The 25,639-nt window shown below is 49.2% G+C and carries 21 protein-coding genes; 10 read left to right on the plus strand and 11 right to left on the minus strand.

All coding sequences use genetic code 11. From position 1 onward, the window contains the following. Positions 1-44: 44 nt before the first annotated feature. The 4 genes from ABEA14_RS15615 to ilvY all read right to left on the minus strand — a co-directional run bounded on the left by ABEA14_RS15615 (position 45) and on the right by ilvY (position 3,740). On the minus strand, positions 45-845 hold the full coding sequence (locus tag ABEA14_RS15615) for a PepSY domain-containing protein (protein WP_345341159.1): 801 nt from the start codon (positions 843-845) through the stop codon (positions 45-47). Beyond that, positions 799-1,371: an FMN-binding protein gene (locus tag ABEA14_RS15620; RefSeq protein WP_345341161.1), complete on the minus strand. Its 573-nt coding sequence runs from the start codon at positions 1,369-1,371 to the stop codon at positions 799-801. The genes ABEA14_RS15615 and ABEA14_RS15620 overlap by 47 nt, the downstream gene beginning before the upstream one ends. Before the next feature lie 76 nt (positions 1,372-1,447). Beyond that, positions 1,448-2,650 (minus strand): porin, encoded by a 1,203-nt coding sequence (locus tag ABEA14_RS15625; RefSeq protein WP_345341163.1) that lies wholly within the window; start codon positions 2,648-2,650, stop codon positions 1,448-1,450. A gap of 211 nt (positions 2,651-2,861) precedes the next feature. After that, complete coding sequence (ilvY, locus tag ABEA14_RS15630) at positions 2,862-3,740, minus strand: HTH-type transcriptional activator IlvY (RefSeq protein ID WP_345341165.1); 879 nt, start codon at positions 3,738-3,740, stop codon at positions 2,862-2,864. Positions 3,741-3,864: 124 nt separating this feature from the next. Here ilvY and ilvC point away from each other — a divergent pair, with 124 nt between their 5' ends. The 6 genes from ilvC (at position 3,865) to ABEA14_RS15660 (ending at position 13,798) form a co-directional block, all read left to right on the plus strand. Next, on the plus strand, positions 3,865-5,355 hold the full coding sequence (gene ilvC, locus ABEA14_RS15635) for a ketol-acid reductoisomerase (RefSeq protein WP_345341167.1): 1,491 nt from the start codon (positions 3,865-3,867) through the stop codon (positions 5,353-5,355). Positions 5,356-5,502: 147 nt separating this feature from the next. Next, a complete protein-coding gene (locus ABEA14_RS15640; protein WP_345341169.1) occupies positions 5,503-6,396 on the plus strand; it encodes a LysR family transcriptional regulator in 894 nt (297 codons plus the stop codon). Positions 6,397-6,500: 104 nt separating this feature from the next. Next, positions 6,501-8,486: a sensor domain-containing diguanylate cyclase gene (locus ABEA14_RS15645; RefSeq protein ID WP_345341171.1), complete on the plus strand. Its 1,986-nt coding sequence runs from the start codon at positions 6,501-6,503 to the stop codon at positions 8,484-8,486. A gap of 198 nt (positions 8,487-8,684) precedes the next feature. Continuing rightward, entirely contained in the window at positions 8,685-10,673 is a 1,989-nt protein-coding gene (locus ABEA14_RS15650) for a sensor domain-containing diguanylate cyclase (RefSeq protein WP_345341173.1), read from the plus strand. 120 nt (positions 10,674-10,793) lie between these two features. Beyond that, entirely contained in the window at positions 10,794-11,693 is a 900-nt protein-coding gene (locus tag ABEA14_RS15655) for a LysR family transcriptional regulator (RefSeq protein ID WP_345341175.1), read from the plus strand. A gap of 107 nt (positions 11,694-11,800) precedes the next feature. After that, a complete protein-coding gene (locus tag ABEA14_RS15660) occupies positions 11,801-13,798 on the plus strand; it encodes a sensor domain-containing diguanylate cyclase (protein WP_345341177.1) in 1,998 nt (665 codons plus the stop codon). On the opposite strand, the gene ABEA14_RS15665 is transcribed toward ABEA14_RS15660, so the two are convergent. From ABEA14_RS15665 to ABEA14_RS15675, 3 genes are all read right to left on the minus strand, one after another. Further along, the gene (locus tag ABEA14_RS15665) at positions 13,795-14,064 is read right to left on the minus strand and encodes a YihD family protein (RefSeq protein ID WP_345341179.1); all 270 of its coding nucleotides are present in this window, start codon (positions 14,062-14,064) and stop codon (positions 13,795-13,797) included. The two genes, ABEA14_RS15660 and ABEA14_RS15665, sit on opposite strands and share 4 nt — an antisense overlap. Then, positions 14,042-15,214, minus strand: a complete 1,173-nt coding sequence (locus ABEA14_RS15670) for a GGDEF domain-containing protein (protein ID WP_345341181.1) — start codon at positions 15,212-15,214, stop codon at positions 14,042-14,044. The genes ABEA14_RS15665 and ABEA14_RS15670 overlap by 23 nt, the downstream gene beginning before the upstream one ends. 107 nt (positions 15,215-15,321) lie before the next feature. Next, positions 15,322-16,047, minus strand: a complete 726-nt coding sequence (locus tag ABEA14_RS15675; RefSeq protein ID WP_345341183.1) for a hypothetical protein — start codon at positions 16,045-16,047, stop codon at positions 15,322-15,324. Positions 16,048-16,194: 147 nt separating this feature from the next. Here ABEA14_RS15675 and ABEA14_RS15680 point away from each other — a divergent pair, with 147 nt between their 5' ends. Beyond that, positions 16,195-17,268 (plus strand): bifunctional transcriptional activator/DNA repair enzyme AdaA, encoded by a 1,074-nt coding sequence (locus ABEA14_RS15680; RefSeq protein ID WP_345341185.1) that lies wholly within the window; start codon positions 16,195-16,197, stop codon positions 17,266-17,268. 82 nt (positions 17,269-17,350) lie between these two features. Here the strand turns inward: ABEA14_RS15680 and ABEA14_RS15685 are convergent, their stop codons facing one another. The 3 genes from ABEA14_RS15685 to rsuA form a co-directional block, all read right to left on the minus strand. Then, positions 17,351-17,722, minus strand: a complete 372-nt coding sequence (locus ABEA14_RS15685; RefSeq protein WP_345341187.1) for a hypothetical protein — start codon at positions 17,720-17,722, stop codon at positions 17,351-17,353. A gap of 117 nt (positions 17,723-17,839) precedes the next feature. Continuing rightward, positions 17,840-18,088 carry a DUF2960 family protein gene (locus ABEA14_RS15690; RefSeq protein WP_345341189.1) on the minus strand — a complete coding sequence of 83 codons (249 nt, stop codon included), beginning with the start codon at positions 18,086-18,088 and terminating at the stop codon, positions 17,840-17,842. Between the two features lie 51 nt (positions 18,089-18,139). Next, positions 18,140-18,838, minus strand: a complete 699-nt coding sequence (rsuA, locus tag ABEA14_RS15695) for a 16S rRNA pseudouridine(516) synthase RsuA (RefSeq protein ID WP_345341191.1) — start codon at positions 18,836-18,838, stop codon at positions 18,140-18,142. Between the two features lie 228 nt (positions 18,839-19,066). Here rsuA and ABEA14_RS15700 point away from each other — a divergent pair, with 228 nt between their 5' ends. From ABEA14_RS15700 to ABEA14_RS15710, 3 genes are all read left to right on the plus strand, one after another. After that, positions 19,067-20,026: a polyamine ABC transporter substrate-binding protein gene (locus ABEA14_RS15700; protein WP_345341193.1), complete on the plus strand. Its 960-nt coding sequence runs from the start codon at positions 19,067-19,069 to the stop codon at positions 20,024-20,026. Between the two features lie 10 nt (positions 20,027-20,036). Then, on the plus strand, positions 20,037-22,415 hold the full coding sequence (locus tag ABEA14_RS15705; RefSeq protein ID WP_345341196.1) for a putative bifunctional diguanylate cyclase/phosphodiesterase: 2,379 nt from the start codon (positions 20,037-20,039) through the stop codon (positions 22,413-22,415). A 104-nt stretch (positions 22,416-22,519) separates the two neighbouring features. Then, entirely contained in the window at positions 22,520-23,401 is an 882-nt protein-coding gene (locus ABEA14_RS15710; RefSeq protein WP_345341198.1) for a transporter substrate-binding domain-containing protein, read from the plus strand. Positions 23,402-23,469: 68 nt separating this feature from the next. On the opposite strand, the gene ABEA14_RS15715 is transcribed toward ABEA14_RS15710, so the two are convergent. Further along, complete coding sequence (locus ABEA14_RS15715; RefSeq protein ID WP_345341200.1) at positions 23,470-25,392, minus strand: hypothetical protein; 1,923 nt, start codon at positions 25,390-25,392, stop codon at positions 23,470-23,472. Positions 25,393-25,639 lie beyond the last annotated feature (247 nt).

Here is a 25,639-nt window from a genome sequence, read left to right on the forward strand (position 1 = left end):
CGAGAAAAACAGGACAACTTAGGGACAACCTTTAATATAAATGCTCAACTACGTTTGGTTCTGATAGCTCGATTGCCTCGGCGACGTTTTGCCCACATCCATATGCCACTGGCAGCCAACAGCATCATGGCGATGGCAGCAAGATCCATCATCCATACACCTGCGATACCAAACAAGCGCCCGCTGTGCAGATCCAGGACTACGCGCTCCAAGTCGATATGTTGTTCTGATGGTAGTTGAGCAACCAAGGCAGCGGGTGCCTCGCCAGCAACACTCCATGTCAGCGAATTCGCTGGTACAAGCGATACAGGTGCAGACCAGGTAAGCAGTGCTTCATCAGCCTGTAACCACTGATCATCATGCTTAACCATCAGCGCCTCAGAGGGAGTAACACCAATGGCATTAACACCACGAGGCCAGCCTAACTCATGGTTAACCTTTTCAGCCAGTTCCCCCTCTTCAGTAACAAGAAGTAACTGTTTCGAGGTCGCCACCACCAACATCTGCTGCCAAACAACGGCACCGACAACGTCGCCATCAAAGGACGTCACCCGCTGGGTATTCAGATAAAGCTGCTGGTCACGGGAAAGTAACCAATCAGGACCAACAGCAAACGCATCCACCTGAGGAGTTTCAATGCCATACCAGTTAAGTAGCCAACCCCAAGTTAGTGTGCGCTCACTTAATCTCAAACCGTCAGTATGATTAAGCGCGATGCCGGTCAGACTTAATACAAAGATGAAGATGGCCGCCGCCAACCCCAGCTTGCGATGCCACCAATGCAAGGCGCGCATCAGCCTAGCCATTATCGGCAGATCTCGTGGCTGACTTTGCCACCACTTCATCCGGCATCACATGCTGATGCAGTGCCAGTGCTAATCTCGCGATACGGGTAACCGCTTGCACAGAGAGGGTGGCACCAGTAATGCCATCAATCAGGCGGTCGAGTTTTTTGTCTTCGGTGAGTGTGGCGCCGGCATACTGCACCATAAACTGCGGGTAGCGCACCTCCCAACCCCGGCTTTCCCGGTAAGCGAGGATCTCGCTATATCGGATCTGGTTGCCCTTCACCACCATGCCCATGGTGATAGGACGCTCTTTGCCGATCTCTTCCAAAATCCAGGCGGACTGGTCATCACGCATCCAATAACGAATGCGCAGTGCAGGGTAGGCGTGGTCCAGGATCTCTTTGGTCAGTGCTTTGACATCACTTTTCAACCAAAGCACTTTGGTCTTGGGCACGTCACCATCAAAGGCTTCTGCCAAAAACTGGTCCGCTGTTTTATAGATCTCCTCTTTCGCCATCACTGGCGAAGCAAGTGACGCAAAAGCAAATAGCAGCACAGTAAGAGAGAATCGTAGTGTTTTCATAACCACCTGATAAAACGGCGAAAGGCGACATGTTCGTTGAACAGGTCGCCTTACTATAAACGCTTAACGCGCTAAATTAGAAATGGTAACCAATGCCTAGGTTGAAACCATCCTGGTCTTTGCCATTTTCATTATCCTGGATCTGGTAGTCCGCTTTCAGCACCACCTGTGCGTGTGGCCAGTAGTTCACACCCAGATCGTACTGCTTCTTCTCGCTCTCGATGCTGCTGTCACCCGCCTGGTTATCCCAGAAGTTGTAGCGAGCGAAAACACCGAACTCTTCGTTGAAGCGCCAGCTCGGTTCAACGTAGAAACCAAACTGCTCATCGGCACCTACATCGGCCGGGCCGTCACCGTCCAGGTCCCAGAATGCACCTAAGGCACGCAGACCAAATTGTCCTTTCTGATATGCAGCATGGGCTTCAACCATGTATGCGCTGCCAGCAGCAGGATCTTCGCTCTGGGTCATATCGCCCTGGTATTGGAATGAACCACCCAGCTCTAAGCCTGGAATAGCGGTGTAACGCAGTGATGCAGTGTATGCAAAATCATCGGCATCTGCGTTGGCGCTCTTTTGGCGACCGCTACGGATGTTGTAGTTTTTGCCAGCATTGGTTTTCAGGCCAGAGTGCATATAGAGGTCGTAACGAACGCCTTCAGCCACTTCACCGTAGATACCACCACCTGATTCCCACCATGTGGTTGGGATAATGTTCTTCTCTACCGGGTTACGCTCAACACCATAGAAGGTCGCAGGTTCGTGTGTTTCATTCAGGATGCCGATTGGCAACAGGAACAAACCACCACGAGCGGTCAGCGACTCGTTGATATCGAAATCAACATACGCCTGCTCCAGCTCTACTTCACCCGGCTTATCGTCACCAGACAGCGCGTGTTCCAGCTCCAGCTCAGAGAAGAAGCGAATGCTGTCAGTGAAGTCGTAACCAAACATCAATACAAAGCGGTGGAAGTCGATTTCATCTTTATCAGATGCGCCGCCACTACCATTGAGGTTGTTGTAGTGCAGTTCACCGTAACCGCCGATATGAACCTTGTTGACCACTTCAGCCAAACCACTGGTTTTTTCTACCGCTTCAGCAGTGGCTTCAATGGCCTCTTCCTGCTCTTCGTTTTTGGTTTCCAGTTCTTTGATTTTGGCTTGCAGCGCTTCGAGCTGTTTGCTTAACGCATCCAGCTGCGCTTTGGTGTCGGTTTCGTTGGCGAATGCCTGACCCGATGCTGCGAGAGCAACGGCCAGAGAAAGTGCGCGTAGTTTCATGACGTGATCCCTTTAACAAATTTGTAATCTTTATGGGCGCCATTATCACCATATTTAAACAAATGTAAACAAGAATAGTTTTCAATCGCAATATGATTTAGATCAACAGAAGACGGTTTTTTGATCAGTAAGTTAGAGGTGGGGAAGTTTTAATCTTTACAGAAAGGAGCCAGCAAACAGGTATATTGAGTACTGATTTTGCCTTTGTTTATTAGCCAACGGCTAACCGCCAAAACGCTGCCAGACGAGGATCTTTCAAACGGCGGTTATCAGCGCACAAGCCAACACGGAAAGGTTCAAACGTGGGGGTTACCGGCAACTCCACCACCTCTTCCCGCAGCGGGCTGTGGGCAAGTACCGGCGCGGGTACCACACCCACACCGAAACCCAGCGCGACCATGGAGACAATCGCTTCGTGACCAGACACCTCAGAATGGATATTGGGTTTCACCTGTTTTCGCTTCAGCCAGCTCAACAAGCGCTCACGACTGAGTCCACGCTCGGCAAGAATAATCGGCAGTTGCTGCCAATCTATCGGGTCCTGCAATACGGCGCTGCGCACCGGGCAGCTTAAGGTTGGCGCGATCAGCACGAGTGGTGCATCCGCCAGCATATGTACGATCACATGGGGGGGGAGTTTGTCGGGTATACCTGTGATCGCAAGGTCAGCTTCTCCCTCCCGTACTTTCTCAACCGCAAAGGCGGCATCCCCGGTCTGCAGATCGATATCGATTAGCGGATAGCGCTGGCGAAACGGCACCAGCAATTGGCGGAGATAGCTGTATGCGGCAGTGACAGTACAGTAGAGAGAGATCCGGCCACTGAGTTGCGAACTATCAACACTCAGCTCCTGAGACAACTGTTGCCAGTCATCCAGTACTCGTTCAGCAAATCTCAGATAACTTTCCCCGGCGGCGGTCAGGCCTACTGAACGGTTATCCCGCACCAATAAAGGCTCCCCCACTTCCTCTTCCAGGCGCTGAATTACGCGACTTAACGTAGGTGCACTGACGTGCATCGCCTCGCTGGTGCGACCAAAGTGAAGAGAGCGGGCGAGATGGCTGAAGAGCTTAAGTGAGCGGATATCCATAACATTTCACAATATGAAATACTTAATTGCAAATATATCATTTTAAGAAATAGAAATCGTCGCTTAATATGTGACCGTCAAAATCGGTTACGACAGTGACCCGAGAAATACAGGATTCAAAAAGATGGCTAACTATTTTAACACCCTGAACCTGCGTCAGCAGCTGGCCCAACTGGGCAAATGTCGTTTCATGGACCGTTCAGAATTCGCGGACGGTTGTGAATATCTGAAAGGCAAGAAGATCGTCATCGTCGGCTGTGGTGCACAAGGTTTGAACCAGGGCCTTAACATGCGTGACTCTGGTCTGGATGTTAGCTACGCACTGCGTGAAGCAGCAATTACAGAGAAGCGTCAGTCTTGGAAAAACGCCACCGACAACGGCTTCAACGTAGGTACCTACGAAGACCTGATCCCAACAGCGGATCTGGTTTGTAACCTGACCCCGGACAAGCAGCACAGTAACGTGGTAAACACGGTTATGCCACTGATGAAAGCTGGCGCGACCTTGGGCTACAGCCACGGCTTCAACATTGTTGAAGAGGGCATGGAAGTTCGTAAAGACCTGACCGTTGTGATGGTTGCACCTAAGTGCCCAGGCTCTGAAGTACGTGAAGAGTACAAGCGTGGTTTCGGTGTTCCTACACTGATGGCGGTTCACCCAGAAAACGATCCAAACGGTGAAGGTGAAGCAATTGCTAAAGCATGGGCGTCAGCGACTGGCGGTGACCGTGCCGGTGTTCTGGAATCTTCATTCGTTGCAGAAGTTAAATCTGACCTGATGGGCGAGCAGACCATTCTTTGCGGCATGCTGCAGACTGGCGCCATCCTGGGTTATGAGAAGATGATTGCCGACGGTATCGACGAAGGCTACGCCGCCAAGTTGATCCAGTACGGTTGGGAAACCGTGACTGAAGCGCTCAAGATCGGTGGTATCACCCTGATGATGGACCGCCTGAGCAACCCGGCTAAACTGAAAGCTTACGATCTGTCTGAAGAGCTGAAAGTTCTGCTGCGTCCACTGTTCGAAAAACATATGGACGATATCATCACTGGCGAGTTCTCTCGCACCATGATGGAAGATTGGGCCAACGACGATGCTAACTTGCTGAAGTGGCGTGCAGAAACCGGTGAAACCGGCTTCGAAAACGCACCTGTTAGCGACGTTCAGATCGACGAGCAGGAATACTTCGACCACGGCATCATGCTGGTAGCCATGGTGAAAGCAGGCGTAGAACTGGCGTTTGAAGCGATGACTGCGGCAGGCATCATCGAAGAGTCTGCTTACTACGAGTCTCTGCACGAAACACCGCTGATCGCGAACACCATCGCCCGTAAGCGTCTGTACGAAATGAACGTGGTTATCTCAGATACCGCTGAATATGGTTGCTACCTGTTCTCTCACGTTGCCGTACCTCTGCTGCGCGAGAAGTTCATGCCAAACATCGGTACTGACGTGATTGGCCGCGGCCTCGACCTGAGCTCAACCAGTGTCGACAACGTACGCCTGAACGAAATCAACGACGAGATCCAGAACCACCCAGTGGAGTGGATTGGTCAGGAACTGCGCGGTTATATGACCGACATGAAACAGATTGTGGATGCTTCATCAAAGTAACCACCCTGGAGATGGGCCAAAAGCCTTTTTAATAAGCTCGGGTGATCCCCGAGCTTTTTTTTATCCAAAATTCAAAAAATGGATAAGTCCTTTATCTGAACTAAGCTTCTGATATCAGTCGAATATCAGCCAAGTCCCGGCTTAGTTATGTCGTTTCGAATTGAACAGATCGAACTGTTTCTTGCCACTGTAGAGCTTGGCAGCTTTGCTGCTGCAGGTGACCGACTGAACCTACCTCATCCCACCGTCAGCAGACACATTAAACAACTTGAAGAAACCCTTGGCCAACCATTGTTTGACCGCTCACGGCGCAAAGTAACTTTGAATGAGTTCGGGCAAGAATTTACGCTATATGCAAGAAAGCTGGTTGAAGCCTCAACCAGCATTCAGCAGTTCGCAGAAGGCTGTCGAGCCAAACCCAGCGGAAATCTGGTGATCGAATCTTTACCTGTGATTACTCAGCTACTCATTACTCACTTCGAGCACAGATTTTCTAAAGACTATCCCGATATCACATTAACCTTTAAAACACTAAAAGGCGGGGAGGTTGAACAACCTTTTCTTGGAGATATCAGGCTGCAAGCCAGTTTACCTGAAAATGAAAATTTGATTGCAAGGTCTTTCATAAGCTTTGAGCGTGACTTTTTTGCCAGCCCAAACTTTGTCGAACAATACGGCCCCTTTTTGCATCCATCCGACCTCGAAAAAGTCCCCTGCATACAGGTTGAGGGAGATAGACCCTGGATTTACCGCCAGCATGGCAAAACACAGTTTTTGGATATATCCCCAGTTCTGGTTTTAGATATGGGCTACCTGGCGTTATCTGCGGCACTGAATCATCGAGGCGTTGTTTGGCTCAGCCAAACAGTCATAGAGAAGGAGTTATCATCTGGAGAACTTATCCCATTGTTTGACGCAAAGTTTCAGCACAGTCATCCCATCTACCTGATATATAAAAAAAAGGATTATCGCCCCCCAAAAGAAAGAGTGTTTATTGATTCACTCATATCTATGTTTGAGGGGTTAACTCGCTCCAAATAGTCCAACTTTTGAATGTAAGCATTCGCTTTTGGATATTTTTCGTACAATTTCAGCTCCCTATAATCAGCACACAAATTAGCCGACGTTTCATGGGAGACTGATTAATGCCACTTCGAAAAGACCCATTACAGCCAGAGTTACAGCGGATATTAGCGCCCTACTTTTGGCCAATCCTTGTGATCATATTGGTAATCTTTTCCAGCATCTCTACATACAACTACTTTTCTCACCGCGACAGCATCAGGGAACAGCGAACTGACGCCTTTGCTGACACGATGGAGAAAAACCTGACTTATGTCGAACAAGGGTTATTGGGAACACTGCAGCATATAGAAGACACGACACGCCTCTTAGTAAAGAGTAAAAAACTATTCTCGTACATCGAACAACCAGACCAAATCAACAAATACGCGCTGGAACAAGAGTGGTCGCTGCTCGCTCAAGCCTCAGGTAAGTACACCCACCTGGGGTTTGTTGATATCCACGGGCAGAAGCAAATTGGTATTGAATATGATCCAAGCAAAGATTTGTCCGCTGCGACAGATACCCTGGGTAGAAGCAATGATGCTGAGGCAATGTCATTAGCAAGCAAATTGGATAGCGATGAGACAGCACTGATTATCTTCAATTTAGAAGCTCAAAAAGATCAGATTTCAGTTCCCTATCAACTGTCGGGGAAAACCATTGCGGCGGTTTCCCATCTTGGATCCAAGCGGGGATATACCGTAATGGAATTAGAGATGGAGGCTCTGACCCAAGTTTTCGACAACAAGATAAGCGCCCTGAAAATACCCATGCAGGTGCTAACAGCGGGGGGTCACTTTATCCGCTCTGAGAATCCAGATCATCTCTATGGCCACGAAGTAGCTGAACGTGCTAACTACAATCTGGCCAATCTAAATCCTGCACTGTGGCGCGAAGTCACCAGTCACAATCAAGGAGCTATACGCATTGGTGGTGACCTTTATGTATATAAATGGATAAAGCTGGGTACAAACGTCAGGTTGATGACACCAGCTTCTGAAAAGATATTGCTCTTATCTCATGTGCCCAAAGCAGTGATAACAGAAGCAACCCAACCACAGATTAGCTCGATGAAAAAATCGTGGGCAACTCGCGCACTGTTAATACTGCTGCTGAGCATGGGGCTGGCGCTGGTGACTCGTTACATACTGACCAAACTAAAAGTTCAGCAACTAATGCTGACGGCTATGAGCGAAATGTCAGCTGTAATGCTTTTAAATGACAAAGGCAGGATAATCGGTATCAACCGGGCATTTGAATCGCTGTCTGGTTACAACGCCACTGAGCTGGCAGGCCAAAAACCGCGCATGCTTAAAGGCGATAAAAATCATCCCAATTGGGAAGCAAAAATGTACCGCGCATTAGAGTCAAACGGTAACTGGCATGGTGAAGTGAAATGCGAGCTACCTGACAAGTCGAATTTGACACTATGGATGGAAGTAAACGCGATCCAGTCAAGAAGCAACCACCCCAAGTGCTTCGTTGCTAGCTTTGTGGATATTACAGAGCGTATTAAACGAGAAGAGGAGTTGGAGTCTTTAACAACAAAAGATCCACTCACCGGTATCAACAACCGCAGACAGTTTGATCATACGATGAATCAGCTCGAAAAAGCCGCTCGACGCTATCCAAGGGCTTCTTTCTGCCTGGCACTGTTTGACTTAGATTACTTTAAACAGGTCAATGACATATATGGCCACACAACCGGCGACCGAATTCTACAAAGTTTCTCAAAGCTGGTTTTATCTCAACTCAGAGAACAAGATCTATTTGCTCGCCTTGGGGGGGATGAGTTCGCATTGATTATGCCATTTACCTCTCTGGAAGAGGCTAATTTGGTATGTCACAGGTTACGTTCATCAACACAACAATTGACGTTAGACCCCAAAATTACTGTGAGTATTGGCGTGGCATGTTACTGCGTGATTGAAACACATCAGGATCTTTACGACCGCGCGGACAAAGCTTTGTATCAAGCGAAGGCTCTTGGCCGAAACAGGGTTGTTAGCGAAGAGAAGATTATGGCTAGTTCAAGGTTACCAGATACAGAATTTTCTCACTCCTGATAACCAAAACAAATAAGAAGGTTCGGGAAGTTCATCCCGTGCCTTCACTATCCAAAACTCCTTTCTCGACTAGTCACCACTTTCTGTTTCGCCAATTCATTTTCTGAATACCGACATTCAATGTTGCGCGTTTTTCGCCCACATAATCCCTCATATAATTGCGCAAACTTTATACAGTTCGGTACAAGAGAGTTGTCGATGCCCTTCAAAAAAGATCCTTTACAGCCAACGCTACGAAAGATTTTGGCTCCCTATTTTTGGCCTATCTTACTGGTTGTTCTTGTGGTCTTTTCCAGTGCATCTGCCTACAACTATTTTTCACAGCGAACCCAAATAACGGAGCAAAGGATTGATGCGTTCGCGGATTCCATAGCAAAAAGTCTGCGTCATACCGAGCTTGAACTTCTCAAGGCGCTTCAGAATATCGAGGAAAGTGCCGAGCTTCTGGTTAAAAGCGAACAACTCACTGACTATCTGGAAGCTCCCGATAGCCTTAATCGATTTGAACTAGGCCGGGAGTGGGCACAACTGGCAAAAGCCTCTGGCCATTACAAAAGGCTGCAGCTTCTCGATCTCAACGGGCTGGAAATCATAAAAATAGATTACGACAGCCACAAAGGCATAGCGTCGGTCGCCGATATTGCCGAGAACTCACTCCCCGCCGTGACAGACTCAGCGGTTAAGCGAGTAGCAAAAAGCGATAGTCCGATAACTATTTTTGATCTTGAGCGTAAAGAAGGACAGCTAAAGTCGCCATACAAACTTGCCGGCACAACCCTGGCGCCAGTCTACCAAAAGGGTACTCAAAAAGGCTTTGCGGTACTGAGCCTGCAAATGGACAAGTTAAACCAATTATTCAGCAGTCAACTGGACTCTCAGCGGTTACCTTTGAAACTGCTGACCAGCAGCGGCCACTTTATTCGCTCTGAGAATCCTGATTACCGTTATGGCCACATCTTTGCAGATCGTCAACAGTACAACCTGGCTGAACTCAGCCCCCAGCTCTGGCAAGAGGTTAGCAACCATAATCAGGGCACGATGCTGCTGGATGGAGATCTATTTGCTTTTCGCTGGATAGAGCTAGGTGCCAGCGTTGAGATGATGACCCCAGCATCTCAAAGGGTTCTACTATTATCTCATCTGCCTGAAGAGATCGTCGCACAGGCCACAAAACCACAAATAGAGGCCATGAACAGGGCCTGGATAGCCCGTGCCACATTCATCCTTTTGCTCAGCCTCGGATTGGCGCTACTCGCCAGATATGTCATCACCAGACTAAAAGTGCAAAACCTTATGTTAACGGCCATGTGTCAAATGTCGGCAGTCATGATCCTGGACGAAAAAGGCACAGTGATAGGAATCAACCGTGCATTTGAAAGCTTATCAGGATTCAGTGCTGACGATATCTGCGGACAAAAACCTCGAATGCTGATGCAAGAAAACATGAGCCGGGCAGCTTGGAAGAAAAAGGTAACGGATATGCTGGAAAGCGCAGGAGCCTGGCAAGGGGAAGTTAAGTGCCAAATCGCCGATGAAACCAACCTGACCCTGTGGATGGAAATAAGCGCCATCGAAACGTCAAACCGGCAGGCCAATTACTTTGTTGCCAGTTTTATTGATATGACAGAACGTATTGAACGCGAGGAGGGCCTGAAATTGTTGGCTACTAAGGATCCATTAACAGGCATCGATAATCGCAGAACATTTGATAACACGCTTTGCGAGTTGAACAAGACAGCCAGCCGCTACCCGAGCGCTTCGTTCTGCCTGGCACTGTTAGATTTGGATTACTTCAAGCAGGTGAATGATGTTTATGGCCATGCAACTGGCGATAACATACTAAAGAATTTCGCTAAATTGGTTTCATCTCAACTAAGGGAGCAAGATCTGTTTGCCCGTATCGGCGGAGAAGAGTTTGCCCTGATCATGCCGTTCACTTCGATTGATGAGGCAGAAATCGTCTGTGATCGAATACGTTCCTCTACCAAATCGATGACACTGGATCCAAAAATTACAGTGAGTGTCGGTCTTGCCTGTCACCAGTTAAAGGACTCAACCAAAACACTTTTCGATCGAGCAGACAGAGCTCTTTACCATGCCAAAGCTCTCGGCCGCAATCAGGTTGTCACTGACCAGTGGATAGATGCGCTGTACAAGACGTCATCCTCTGAACTAGCTTTTGCCTGAACCATAAACGGAGTAAGTATTAGGCTCGGGTAACCCCCGAGCTTTTATTTTCCATTCAAAAAATGGATATGTTGTAGGAATAAACTAGGCTTAACAAATTGGTCGTATATCCAATAAGTTATGCCAATTCGCATAGAACAGATTGAGTTGTTTCTCGCACTTTCGGAAATGGGCAGTTTCACTGCCGTGGCAGACAAGCTCGAGAGACCACAGCCCACCGTCAGCCGACAGATTAAACTGCTGGAAGACGAGCTGGGGTTACGTCTGCTGGATAGAAAACAAAGGCAGGTAAAACTGACGGAGTTCGGCCACTCCTTTCTTGATCACGCCAAACGTATTCAAGCCGCTCACCAGAATGCGATGCTGTTTGCAGAAGGCAGCCGAAGCAAACCCAGCGGTCATCTTCAATTGGAAACCTTACCTGGCATTGCCTCAACAGTTCTGTCGAAATTTGAAACCGAGTTTTCAGCCAAGTACCCGGAAATATCGCTGGGTATTAATACCATTAGGCCCAGCGAGGGGGATAAAGAGCTGACGGCAGATGTGCGCATCCATCTGTCGCTACCCAAGGATGAGAGCCTGGTGGCAAGACCGCTATGTCAGATCGCCAGAAACTTTTTTGCTTCCCCTGAGTTTGTTCAACAATATGGCCCATTCAATCACCCTCGCGACCTGCTGGGTGTTCCCTGTATTCAACTCGCCTTTGCGCAAGGTCAGCCTGAGTCCTGGTTTTTTGTTGAGGGGGACCAGACCTTTCCACTGGAAGTTGCTGGCGCCATTACGGTCGATATGGGGTATCTGGCGATTTTGGGTGGCATTAACGGTCTGGGCGCAATATGGCTTGGGGAGACGCAAGTTGTTGAGGAGATAGAGTCTGGCAAGCTTGTACGCCTGTTTGAACAGGATTTTGCACCACATCAAACGCTCTATATCATCTACCGCGGCCGCCAATATCAACCGCAAAAAGAGCGCGTTTTTATTGAGGCGATCGTAAAACACTTTAAAGTAACTCACCCTTAGTCATTCAATTATTGAATAAACACATTCAGTAATGGCTATTTTGCGACCAACTACCAGCCACTAAAATCTGTATCCAAAATACCCTTTTTATTGCTGCTGGCGAGAAGATGCGCAAGAACAAAAACCCCTGGTTAACCACGCAAAGCAAAGCCTTTGCCCCCTATCTATGGCCCTTGGTATTGGTCATTCTGGGCGTATTGTCATGCATCTCTCTTTATAACTACCACGCCCAACGCGACCGTATTCTGGAACACCGCACCCAAATCATGACTCAGACAGCCCTTAAGGGGCAGCTGTTACTGGAAAAGATCCTGCAACAAAAATTTCAACATATTGAAGACAGTATTCGCCTGCTCGCAGAGAGCGACCCTCTGGTTCAATATGCGATGGCTCGGGATCCACGCAGCCGGCATATCGTTGAACACCAGTGGTCGCTATTGGCTGAGAACTCCGGCCTGTATACACAGATCCGTTTTATCGATCTCGAGGGGCATGAGCAGATCCGCGTTAACTACTCGACCCGAACCAAACAAGCCAGCACCGCAGAACAGCTCCAGTTTAAAGGGCATCGTTCCTATATGAAGCTGGCAAAAACCACGGCTGATCATGAGGTCGCGGTCATCGCATTTGACCTGGAGCAGGAGCATGGTGAACTGATCGAGCCGCTGACATTGGCAGGTCGCGTACTTACGCCAGTGGTCGTTGGCGGAGAGCGTCAGGGCTACGTACTGTTTAATCTGGATATGGCCGAAATTATGTCGCTGATTGATCAGCAGGAGCAACTCAATCACTTCTCTATTGAACTGACCACACATATGGGTCATTACATTCGTGCCAACGACCCCAACCTGAATTTTGGCCATGTACTCAGTCACAGAGAATCCAAAACCCTCAAAGTGCTTCAGCCCGGGCTTTGGGCTACGACCATAGATAAAAGTGAAGGCGTGGTGAATCGCGACCACGGTGTGGTCAGTTACCGCTGGATAAAGCTGGATAGCCCAACACGGGTGCTGAATAAAGAAACGGATCACCTGTTGGTGATCACCCATATCAATAACGATGAGATACTTTCAGCGACCCAGGAACAGATGCGCTCCCTCGAAATGGCATGGCAGGTTAGGGCCGCACTGATCCTGCTTATCAGCATACTGATTGGCCTGGTATTACAACGCTGGCTGGCGCAGTTTCAGCTACAAAAACTAATGCTGTCGGCGGTTAGCCGTATGTCAGCGGTGGTGCTGACAGATAACAAGGGCAAGATAGTGGGTGTTAATCGTGCGTTCGAACGACTGACCGGCTATCAGGGCAACCGTCTGACTGGTCGCAAGGTCGACTTTTTCAGTGCGAAAGATCAGCCTATCGAACAGGTAGAACAAAAGATTAAGGAAAGCGTACAGCTATACGGGCAGTGGCAGGGCGAAATGCAATGCCTCAGCCTAAATGGCCAGACCTTGAGTGTGTGGATGGAAGTCAGCTCAGTCTGTCGCAAGAATAAAAACAACGTCGACTTTTATGTCGCCAACTTTATCGACATAACCGAACGCAAAAAGATGGAAAAGGAGCTGCTCCGCCTATCAAGCACAGATCCCCTGACAGGCATTAGTAATCGCCGCCGCTTCGATGAGGAGTTAAATCGACTCACCAAGATCGCTGGTCGTTATCATGAAGGAGGATTCTGCCTGGCTATCGCCGACCTGGATCACTTCAAAGCCATTAACGACCGCTATGGCCATGACGTCGGTGATCGGGTACTGCAAAGCTTTACCAAAGCAGTGACTCCACTACTTAGAGAAACCGATATGTTGGCGCGCTTGGGTGGCGAAGAGTTCGCAATATTAATGCCGCATACCGATCTGTCGGCAGCCATTACCGTCAGTGAGCGACTGCGTCAGGCAATCGCGCATATGATGGATGAGCCTCAGGTCACAGTCAGTATTGGTGTCACTGCTTACCAACACGGCATGCCTGAGACCGAGCTATATCGACGTGCCGATACTGCGTTATATCAAGCAAAAACCTTGGGAAGAAATCGGGTAATGTCAGATGACAGCCCCTGGACAAAAGTGCACTCAGAGGCTGACTTAAGTGAAGAGCTTAGCGGTTAGTCTTTGATGATACCGCGCGCCTTGAGCAGGGCAGTTTTGAAGTCATCTTCACAGTCTTTGGCAATGCCAGGAATCATTTCGCGTTCACCCGAGGCTTTCATCTTCAGGTGGTAGAAGACAACGTCATCGGTCAGCGTTTCCAACCCACCCTGATGACCCGAAGCTTCACCAATCTGTGCCAGCAACTCTGTCAGATTCAGATTGCCCTGTTTCTTCCAATAGGGTTCAAGTAGTTCCAGCAGTTCACTGATGCGGTGATCGTTCATCTTGATTATCCAATTCAACGAGTGTTGATGCAGATTCTACCCTATTTCTGCCATTGGCTTTTGCCCGATATAGCGCATCGTCAGCAGCTTGAATCAATTTCTCTGGTGCAAGCTGATTATTCACCTTGGCGACAGCAACCCCCACACTGACCGTGACGATTTTAGATGTTGGATGAGGCTCAGCCATCGACTCGATATGTTGTCGTAACTCTTCCGCGACCAATGCTGCACCTTCCATCGATGTATCCGGCAAAAGCAACGCAAACTCTTCACCACCATAGCGTGCAGCCAGATCTGCTGGGCGACGGCTGAAACGCGCGATGCCACCAGCGACCTTCTGCAAGCAAGTGTCACCCTGGGGATGGCCAAGGTTATCGTTATAGTCCTTAAAGAAATCGATATCGATAATCACCATACCCAGCAGATCCTGATGGCGAGCGGCGATACGCCACTGTTCATCCAGGTGATTATCAAAAGCCCGGCGATTGCCAATATTGGTCAGCGGATCGAGCAAGGAGAGGGCGATAATCTGTTCGTTGGCGCGGCTTAACTCTTCAACAAGCAATTCATTCTGAATATTGCTGCGAATGCCATCTTCAACATTACGTGCCAGTCTAGGATAGGTGGAAAACATAAAGAAACAGACAAACGTAGCCAATGCAACGGCGGGTGTGACCATCTCTGGTCGTCCGGCTCCCAACGCGACTAAAGGGGGGATAACGAGGGGGAAGCCAAAACAGTAGTAGGCCAGGCGGGAGGTGATCATGGAAACAAATCCACCACTGACCAAACCGAAGGCTGTCACGACTAAAAACGCCTGATAAAACTCGGGCACGGCAGGCACAAACAGGTAACCAGCCACCCCCCAGAGAATGCCCATCGCACAGGCGCCAACTGAAAACTCATATTCCAATCGCTGTGAGGAAAGCCGAAACTCCTGCAAAAAACGCCGACGGCCGTGGAGAACACGCGCAACAACCACACCGACCACCAGTAAAAACCAGCTGATCAGTTGCTCCAGCGGAATATAGCCATACAAGACTATTACCCAGGCAATGCCAATGGCGACATTGACCGGGATAGAGTAACGATAATAGGTGTAAAGCTGACGTACTTTTTCCGTCGCCAAGCGGGCGTCATTTTCAGACACTCGACTCCCCATGAATGTCTAATACACTCCCAGTGTAGTACCTGAGTAACTTGGTCTGTATTAATAAACCCAGCATTTCTGAGATTTTCTCGAACCAGACGCCGAACTCAACGAACACGGGGTTTCAAACCAAAATTTCGGCGATGGAAGCTGATCACCACCAGCATTAATCCACTGAAGGCGAACAACAATGAGGTGAGTGCAAAACTGATAAGTAGAGGGTTATTGAAATCCTCTCCCTCGGTGTAATCCATGATATGGAGCCGCCACAGCAGATCAAAGATACGCCATTGGGTATTTCGCCTTGCAACCACGGTACCCAAGTCAGGGTCGATATAGAGGCGCGTACCACGCAGATCATCGAAGGTCGCCTGCCATAACGGCTTTGCTCGACTAGCCACCTCCCATGGTAACTCGGTTAACAACACGGTATGTATCAATTGCCCCTCACCCGCGTAGTCAGCCAACGCAATCGCCTTAATTGATTCCGAGGTAAGCGGCGAAAGCAGCTCGCCGTTTTGTGCATCAAACATCAGCGCCTGGTCATCGCCAAACCAGCGATACACCCAACTATGTTGCCACTTCACCAACTCGACTTTATTTGGTGTTGAAAGCGCATGCTTTTTCAACAATTGTTCCACATGAAACAAAGTATTAGGCAACTCTGATAAGTGGGGTACACCAGCCGACGCCATATCTCTCCCCCTGACCGTTTCGATAGGCACCAGGCTCATATACACGCCGCTCAGCATCCAAAGCATCACCTGCACGCCGACAGCAAGGCCCAACCATTTATGGAGTCTGCGAATAAAAGCTTTGGTTTTTGCCTGCATAGGGTTTCTGTCAGTTGAACTTCCGATTAATCAGCTGGTTTTACACTGAATTAAACAGAGGCGAAAATTAGTTGTTCAGTTTTCGGTATCGGATCACTTCCCATTACACTAGAGTGCCTTCAAAGCTACCCGGCAAGAGAATCAACAATGGACGCCTTACCCTCGCTCAACCTGTCGGAACAGGAGATGTACCAAGCGATCTGCGATCGCGATACTCGCTATGAAGGCCAGTTCATTATCGGCGTAAAAACCACGGGTATCTTCTGTCGCCCCGGCTGCCGGGCTAAAACACCAAAAAAGGAAAACATCTCTTTCTTTCCTGACGCAGCCACTGCTGCAAAAAGTGGGTTTCGCCCCTGTAAGATCTGCCAGCCTTTAGTGCCGTCTGATACACCACCGAATTGGATCCAACCGCTGTTAACCAGATTAGAGCGAGAGCCTGGTGAGCGGATTAAAGATCAGGATCTGCGAGAGATGGGGCTAGCGCCTGAGCGTGTGCGCCGCTGGTTTCAAAAACATCACCAGATGAGCTTTCAGGCGTATCAACGGGCAACCAAGATGGGCCAGGCGCTGGGACAGCTGAATTATGATGACAACAAAGCCGCTTCTGTCATCGACACAGCGTTCTCTCTGGGGTACGAATCTCTGAGCGGTTTTCAGCATGCATTCAAACAGCAGTTCGACTTGCCACCGACCAAAAGTGGTGAAAAAACACTGATCACCTTAACCCGCATCTCAACACCGATAGGACCACTCCTGGCTGGCGCCTGTGATCAGGGGATCTGCTTACTGGAGTTTATTGACCGCTGGATGCTGGCAACCCAACTCAAACGTCTGACCAAACGAATGAATGCGCTGTTTGCGCCCGGCCAACATCCTCACTTTGACCAACTAAAACTGCAGCTGGACCAATACTTTGCAGGTGATAGAAAAACCTTCGAACTGCCACTGGTAATGAATGGCACTCCTTTTCAACAACGGGTTTGGCAACAATTAATGACCATACCCAGTGGCACCACTCGCAGTTACAGTGAACAGGCTGCAGCCATCGGCCAGCCCACCGCCACCCGCGCAGTCGCTAAGGCAAATGGCGATAATATGCTGGCGATAGTGGTGCCTTGCCACCGAGTGATTGGCGCAGATGGTTCGCTTACCGGATACGGTGGCGGGTTACCCAGAAAACGATTCTTGCTGGCATTAGAAGGGGCAGGCGAGTTTTAGTTTCAGGATAAGTCGTGGGCATAAACGAGCGAAAGGCCACACAAGTGGCCTTTCAATTTAAAGGGGTGTAGGTACGGCAAGGCTAGACGAAGACATCTATCCGTGGCTGAGCCGCCACATTCGCTTGTTCCGAGTCAGCGCCTGCTGCTCGTCGACTGTCGGTGATGTCGCTCGGGTCTGCCCTGTCAACTGACTCAGTTTGCTCGATGGCTTGAGCTTCCAAACGGGACTGATCAGACGCTTGTGTGGCCTGCGGCTCTTCGAGCGCATCCTGTATTTCGGGATTTCCCGCTGCACGTCTTTGCTCTTCCAGTTCGGCTATCCGTTCGACCTGTTCGCGCCTGGCCGCCTCCTGAGATGGCTGCGATTGTGTGTTGTTGAGTGTGGCTGATGTGGTTGAAGCAGGCACATTCGACAACTGAGGGACACTGGCGTTAACAGAACCGATTGGCATGGCATCAATCTCGATGCAACTGAGTTACTTTTAATGCTAGCTCAGCATTGGTGACTCGTTTTCCAACTGTTAGAACAGAAAGGTTTAAGCAGTAACCAAAACAGTCACTCCTGGTTGCTAGCTTTCTTCATCCCGGACAAAAGCGACGTCAGTGATGCCCCACTTGGCGAAGCTTTTGATCCGAAAGTCTCGCAACGCCGACTTTTCACGGGTGGTACTGGCGACCTGCTGCTCCATCATCAGAAAATCGCGAATGTCGATCCCCTCTGCAGCGGCAACCGCTTCATAGGGGTCGTTGAACTTGTCAAACGCAAAAGGGATCACTTTGACCTGTTTTTTAAACTTGTAGGTTACCTGTCTTGGCATCTTCATATACTCGGGGGTGATCAGTTGAGTCGATAATGGAAGCCTTGGAGACTAGCGTTTATCCACAGAAGCGATCTCATCTTCGGTTAAATAACGCCAATCTCCGGGTTCTAGATCTTCATCCAGTTCGATATCGCCCATCGATTCTCGATGCAAGGCTGCGACCTTATTGCCCACCGCAGCGAGCATGCGTTTGACCTGATGATATTTACCTTCACTAATGGTTAGCAGGATCTCGGTATCAGATACCTGTTCAACCTGAGCGGGCTGAGTGGGTTTATCTTCGCCGTGCAGTTCAACGCCTTGCTCAAGCTGCGAAATAGCTCCATCGGTGATGGGATCAGCCAACCAAACCCGATAACGCTTGCTGCAGTGTCGACGGGGCGAAGTCAGCGCGTGGGACCACTGACCATCACTGGTGATAAGCACTAACCCGGTAGTATCAGCATCTAAGCGACCGGCCACATGAAGCTTGTCCGGCCGCGGCAGTTCCATCAGCGAGAAAATCGACATGTAGCCATCATCGACATGGCTGCAAACACTCTCTTCGGGCTTATGCAACATAATATAGCGCTCACCCACTGGCTCCAGCGGCATGCCTACCAGACTGATATGGTGATCGGCAGTCACTTTAAAGCTGGGGTCTTTAATCAGCTCACCATCACACTCCACTTCGCCGTTTTTAAGGGCGCGTTTTGCCTGGGAACGGGTGAGGTCAGCGAAGGTGCTGAGGTATTTATCGAGTCTCATTGCAGATCAATCGTTGGCGTTGATATTTGTCCATTATCCCAAATATTCGCCTTTAACCCAAAAGCCGTGATCCAAATGCGGGTTTTGCTGTGAAATCAGCCTGCTATTTGTGGCGCAACTATACTGATGAATAGATCCAACCCAGCTCGGAACTATAGCCCTATGAGACACCACTGTGCTTTGGCAACCACTTGCTTATTTGCTTGTTTCCAAAGCTGGGCAGATACGGTGCAGCTCTACACTTGGGAGGAGTATCTGGCGCCCGAGGTTATTGCTCAATTCACCAAAGAGACAGGGCATAAAATATCCCAGACATACTTCGATGATGAAGAGATCAGGGATAGTGTGATCACCAGTGGCAGAGGGGAAGCCTATGACCTGATTATGATGCATGGCGCCTCTCTACAACTGATGGCAGAGCAGGGCTTTTTTCATTCACTTGATGAGATTAACGCAGAGCTAAAAGACGACTTTGACCCACGCTGGTCTGCGCTTTGTGGTCAGTATGGTTTGCCCTATAGCTGGGGCACGGTCGGCATTGTCTACCGCACCTCAGTTTCAGATACCCCTATCACCTCCTGGCAGCAGCTATTCACCCCCCCTAAAGAGCATCAGGGCAAGGTAGTGATGTATATGGATGTACTGGACGCTCCCTCTTCGGCCTTATTGGCAATTAAAGAAGATCCGTTTACGGACGATAAAAAAACGCTGAAAAAAGCGTATAGCCTACTGAAAGAACAACAAAAATACCTTTTGGCGAAGGAGTATGGCTACGGCTATGCGCTAAGAATGAAAGCCAAGAGCCAGATGACGATGTCGCTGGGTTACTCCGATGATCAATATGTAATGCAGGAAGAGACGGGGCAGAGTGACTGGGTATATGTGGTGCCAGAAGAGGGCACATTGCTATGGGCTGAGTGTCTAGCAGCACCGACGGGTAAACCGTTGAATGCCGCTACACAGGCTTTTTTAAGGTTTATCTCACGGCCTGAGGTTGCCGCAAAAAATGCCGAAACGATTTGGTTTGCGACACCAAGCAATGCCGCCCTAAAGCTCACCAGTGAAGAGTACCGAAGTGACCAGGCGCTTTTCCCAAATCAGAAAATTTTGGAAAAAAGCAGCCTTTACAGACGGCTGGAGCCAAAAGCGATGAGGATAAGAGAACGCATGATAGGTAGCCTGGAGTAGTATCCCGACAGTGAAACTGATTAACCGCGTTAACTTTATTCTGGTTCCGATCATTTTGGGAGTGCTGAGCTTTGCCAGCGTGTTGGCGTACCTGTTTTTTGCCAATCACAGCGCAAAGGTTCTGGCTTCGTCCGTCACCCGAGAGTTGCACTTTTTCGCGGAGGAAATAGAACAGACACTTCAGCGCAACCGAGCCACCGCCAACGAGATCCTGAATAGTGCAGAATTAGTGAGGTTTCTTAATAGCGCAAACCCGCAATTTCAAGCCTATGCGTTTGAGATCCGTATGCGCAAGCTACTTGCCAGCGCCCGCCAAAACTCGCAACAGATCGAGCAGGTACAACTGCTGGACCAAGACCTCAACATACTGATCGCTAACAGTGATAATGACGACCCATTCAGTGACCCGGTACTGCTGCCATTTCCCGATTATGTGTTCAACCGTTATCAGTATCAGCGCAACTCAAACGATGACGACTTAACAGCACAGCAATTTATCTACATGGACGCTCAATCGAAGTTGAGGTTTGGTCTGCTGCAGCCATTTTCGCCCAAACTGCTATTGGAAGATCTATCCAGAATACCCAAACAAAAGCATAACCTGCTATTGCTGGGAGGCGCAGTAAATAAACTGTCAGCACTGCGCGAAAAGCTGATGGAGAGCTATCAATTATCACCTGACGAGATAAAAATTAATTGGACAAGCCAGGTCAAAGATACCAAAGCATCCACACCATTGGTGTCCTCTGGCAGAGGTCCTTATGGTCAGTACCTGTTTCAACTTCGCACCTCGCAGTTCAAACTCGCGCTGACACTGCCTTACAAAGCCAATGCGCCATTGATGGGCAACCTGACTCTGGTGCTGACAGGCTTAGTACTGACAATGACTCTGGTTTCGTTTGTTGTACTCAGGGGGCTGATCAACAAACAGGTGATAAAACCTATTAACAGCCTGATCGAGCAGATCCAGGCTTCAAGGGCCGAGAACAATATCTCTCTGGAACACAAAGACAGCAGTGACGAAGTCTCTGAGCTGAATAATGCCTACATTGAACTGTTGGATGACGTTCAACACCTGGCAACCAATGACACCTTAACCGGTCTGGCGAACCGGTATAGTTTCCAGTTGTGGCTGGAACGCCAACTGCAACGGTTTGAGAAAACCCAGCAGCCCATGGCATTACTGTTTATTGACCTTGATAACTTCAAACAGGTGAATGACCATTATGGTCATGAGGTGGGAGACAAATTGCTCAAGGTGTTCAGTGAACGCCTTATTACCTCAATACGGCCAACGGATCTCGCCGCCTCCATGCACACTAAAGCCCTGGCCAGACTGGCTGGCGATGAATTTGCAGTACTGCTTAGCAGTGTTCAAGGCCCGCAATCAGCAGCAACGGTGGCCCAACGCATCTTAGAAATGTTCGAGGGCGGCATAGAAGTGGAAGGCACCATTCATAACGTACAGGCCAGCATAGGCATTGCGATGGTTCCTCAAGATGGATTGCACGCTCAGCAGTTACTGAAACACGCCGATGCCGCCATGTATCGGGCAAAATCCTTGGGTAAAAACCGTTACCAGTTCTTTACCAAAGCAATAGCTCTGGAACTGGCGCAAAAACAGCAGATCGAACAATCTCTAAGTCTGGCGCTGGAAGAGGATGGGTTCGAACTGGTGTTTATGCCGATCTACGACATCGACTCATTGCAAGCCGTAGGCGCGGAAGCGCTGATTCGTTGTCCCCGACTGGCAAAAATAGGGATCTATCCAGACCAGTTTATCCCCGTTGCAGAGTCAACCGGTTTAATTAAGCAGATAGATCTTTGGGTGATGGAGCGGGCGCTGCAGAATCTCAATGAAGTTAGAGATGATCCCGCATTTACGGGATATTACCTTTCAATCAATGTTTCCGCGGTAGAACTACACAACAAGCACTATCCAGAGCAGGTCCGCCGCTTGCTTGAAAAGTATCAGATAGATACCTCACTGGTGGAGCTTGAGCTGACCGAAACCAGCCTATCTAACGATGATGAATCCAGCCTGACGACCCTGAATAATCTCAAATCGATGGGACTGACACTGTCATTAGATGACTTTGGTACCGGCTATACCGCTTTTAACCAGTTGGCAGCTTATCCGGTTGATTCTTTGAAAATCGACCGCTCGTTCACCAATCAGGTGGGAGAGAAGAAAACCAAGAAGCAGCCTATGGTGGACATCATTCTTTCCCTTGCCGAGCTCTACAAACTGCGAGTTGTGGCTGAAGGGGTAGAAACTAAAGCACAGCTGAACTACCTGCGGGATAAAGGATGTAATCGTGCACAGGGCTACTATCTGTGTAAACCGGTACCCTGGCAGGAACTGACCAAAAAGCTTTCGGTCGCATAACTCGTTAAAAACCAAGAATCTTAGCGATCATATCCTATGCTTAGATGCGGTAGGAGAACCTTCAATAACAACCCGTTCCCACCTTTTGCAAAGGAAGCTCAACCATGATCAATAAGATATTCAAGCGTTGCTTATCTTTGGGATTGGCATTGGCGTTTCTTGTCAGTTGCGCCAGTACCACCGCAAACAATAACGATACCCCACAAACCACTGCTCCCGTTGCCACCTCAGCAATAGACCGTATTCTTGCTGATCAGATCATCCGTGTAGGCATGACCACGGAGCAACCGCCATTTAATGTGATTAGCAAAGAGGGGGTGGCGATGGGGTTGGATGTCGATATCGCGCGCACCTTAGCCCAGGGCATGGGGGTCAAACTTTCTATTGTGCGCAAGCCGTTTGCCGAACTGCTGCCTGCCCTGAAGAGTGGTGAGGTTGATATGGTGATTTCAGGTATGGCCGTTACACTTGAGAGGGGCAGAGAGTTCACCTTTGTTGGCCCCTATCTGTTATCCGGAAAATCGTTACTCACCACCAAGGCCACACTGGAGAAGTTGGCTAAGCCCCATGATATAAACGATAACCAATATCGTGTTGTGGCACTGAAAGGCTCAACCAGCGCAACCTTTGTTGGCGAAAAGCTGAAGAGGTCGAGTTTGATTGAGGTTGAACACTACCTCGAAGGCATTGAGAGTCTGCGCAACGGTGAAGCCGACGGTATGGTGGCAGATATGCCTGTTTGTATAATGGCGCAACTCATGTTCCCGGAAGACAACCTGGTGACTTCCGAGCCACCATTTAACCTGGAGCCGTTGGGGATTGCGATTAACAAGAATGACCCACAGTTTGCCAACGTGTTGAGCAACTATTTCGACACCCTGGAAAAGAGTGGCATGCTGACACTGATGCAGGCGAAATGGATGAAGAGCGCGGCCTGGATGAAGCACCTGCCTAATCCGCCTGAGCTCAAGTCTTCGGACCTGTAATATCCTCATTCGCACAACAACAAAAAGGCCTCTGTTGAGGCCTTTTTCAATTAAGCTAACAACGCTGCTTAATCACTCTTTTCCAGCGCTTCCTGACGCTGGTGGTGTGCCGCTTGCTCTTCCAGACTGTGCTGACCTGGCGCAGGCGTTTGCGGCGCGCTCAGATGCGCTCTGCTGACCTGATTCACATCGTAAATGTTCTTAGCGTTGGCCAAGTCATTTTCATTGGTGATGGAAGCGATGTTTTCACGACCGCGGAGGAAGTCTTTAATCTCTCCGACAATCTCGTTCAACTCGGCATCATTCTTCTGCATATCAAGAACATAACGTGGCATCTCCAGATTATTGGAGCCACTGGTCGCAAAGCAGGTTGTGCGGATACGGCTGCTGATGATCCATGGTGTAATGGAGCTACGCACAACGACGTTCTCAGAACGTGTAGAGTCGTGGATAGACATTCCAGTCGACACTTTAGACTCGGTATACGTGCCTTCCATCTTCATCCACATCAACAAGCTATCCCAATGCATCTCACCCCAGAACAGATGTGCACCGCGAGCGAGAATATTGCCCGCCGCAGTCGAAGCCAGACTCAGGAACAGCATCACAATCAGGCTATCAATCTCTTCAGTAACAGGCAGCAGGATAGGCGTAGCGATCTCCAGCGCCATTGCGTCATCACGAACACCCCGCAATGCCGGGATCAGGTCGCTCTGAAACACGTTTTCAGCCAACAGATAGATGTCGTAACCATTCATCACCACATAGGCAAACGTCGCCAAACCGATCACCAACAGCGTTTGTCCAACAATAGTGGCGGCGGTACGGCACAGCTTGAACAAAGCAGAATGAGGTAGCTCTTTAAACTCGGGCTGAGTTTCGATCAGGAGCTGACCATCAAATGCACCTTTGCCTTCGCTCTGTTCGTTCAGCTTAGGATCGAACGCCTGATAGCTGCGGTTAGGGATCTCCTGGTAGCGACGGTTGGCCAACACAATCGATTCTGTGTTGATAAAGATCTCGTTGGGATGAATCGACTCCTGCAGGTTATCGCGATACTCACTGACGTCGGTATGAGCCTGAGTCAGCTTCATACGCTCAATAAACAGCAGGATGGTGGAAGCCAGTACCACCGCAACCATCACTAACAGATAGGTCAGATTTGGCCAGGCATTAAAACTCACCAGCTCAATCATCTGGTTGAACAGCACAGCTTCATCAGGACGCAGATTCAGTTGGCCATAGCCATAACCAATCAGTACAGGTACCAGAATGGCGAACGCCAACAGACGCGCCAAACTGCCTGGGCCTTTCGCCTGCAGACGACCCAAACGACCATCTTTGAGGCGACCACCGGTAGAGCGCCACACCAGAGTGATGTACACCAACAGCATAACCGACATCAGCGGCATAATCAGGTTACCCGCCGCACCAGCTAGACCTGTGGCACAAACAAAGGACGCGATGCCAAATGCGATAAAAGCGGTCGCTGTCATCGCAACCACGGTAAATAGTTCCTGTGCCAGGTTACGCAGCGGATAGGGCGCTGTAATAAGTTTTGGCACCAGACTGTGCAGCAAGCGGGCTAACCATCCTTGAGGTTCGACAAAGGTGGTGTTCTTACGGCCCATCAACATAGATTCAAGCTGCTTGGCGTTATAGGCGGTAAATCTGTGCTCTGCCTTAGCGTTATCCTGCTCACTGGGGTTACAGTTGTAAGACAATGAGGTCGGTACCGAACGTCCAACGAAGAAGCGAAATAGCTGGAACAATCCCATGCCGGCACGGCGAAGACCGACGATCAGCAGAAACAACCCAAGCAAGGCGTAAATCCAGGCGCGTATTTTATCTTCCTGAATAACACTGGCCACACTTAACAATGGACCTAAACCGATACCCACAATTGCAATACCCGCCAGGGTATTCACTAAACCTTCAAGCTTGAATGGGTTCTTAATACCAAGCTTGAGACTCCCAAAATCATATGCCACAGCGACTTCTCCTGTACGCAAACAGCAAAAACTCACGTTTCGAATAGAAAGTGAGCAGCAACTAGCTAATTTTTATATAAAAAATAGTAAAAGGCCGGTGTAAATTATCTCGGCACCAAGACTGGTGCAATCAGGGACTTTAGTATTTGTGAGGTTTATGGGATTCCCTAAAATTTTATTGGATTATCACAAAAAAATTTGCCCCGTTTTCTACAACAAGCGTCTATAAGCTAATCAAAAAAGGCGC

The organism is Corallincola platygyrae, from assembly GCF_039544265.1.
GTDB lineage: Bacteria > Pseudomonadota > Gammaproteobacteria > Enterobacterales > Neiellaceae > Corallincola > Corallincola platygyrae.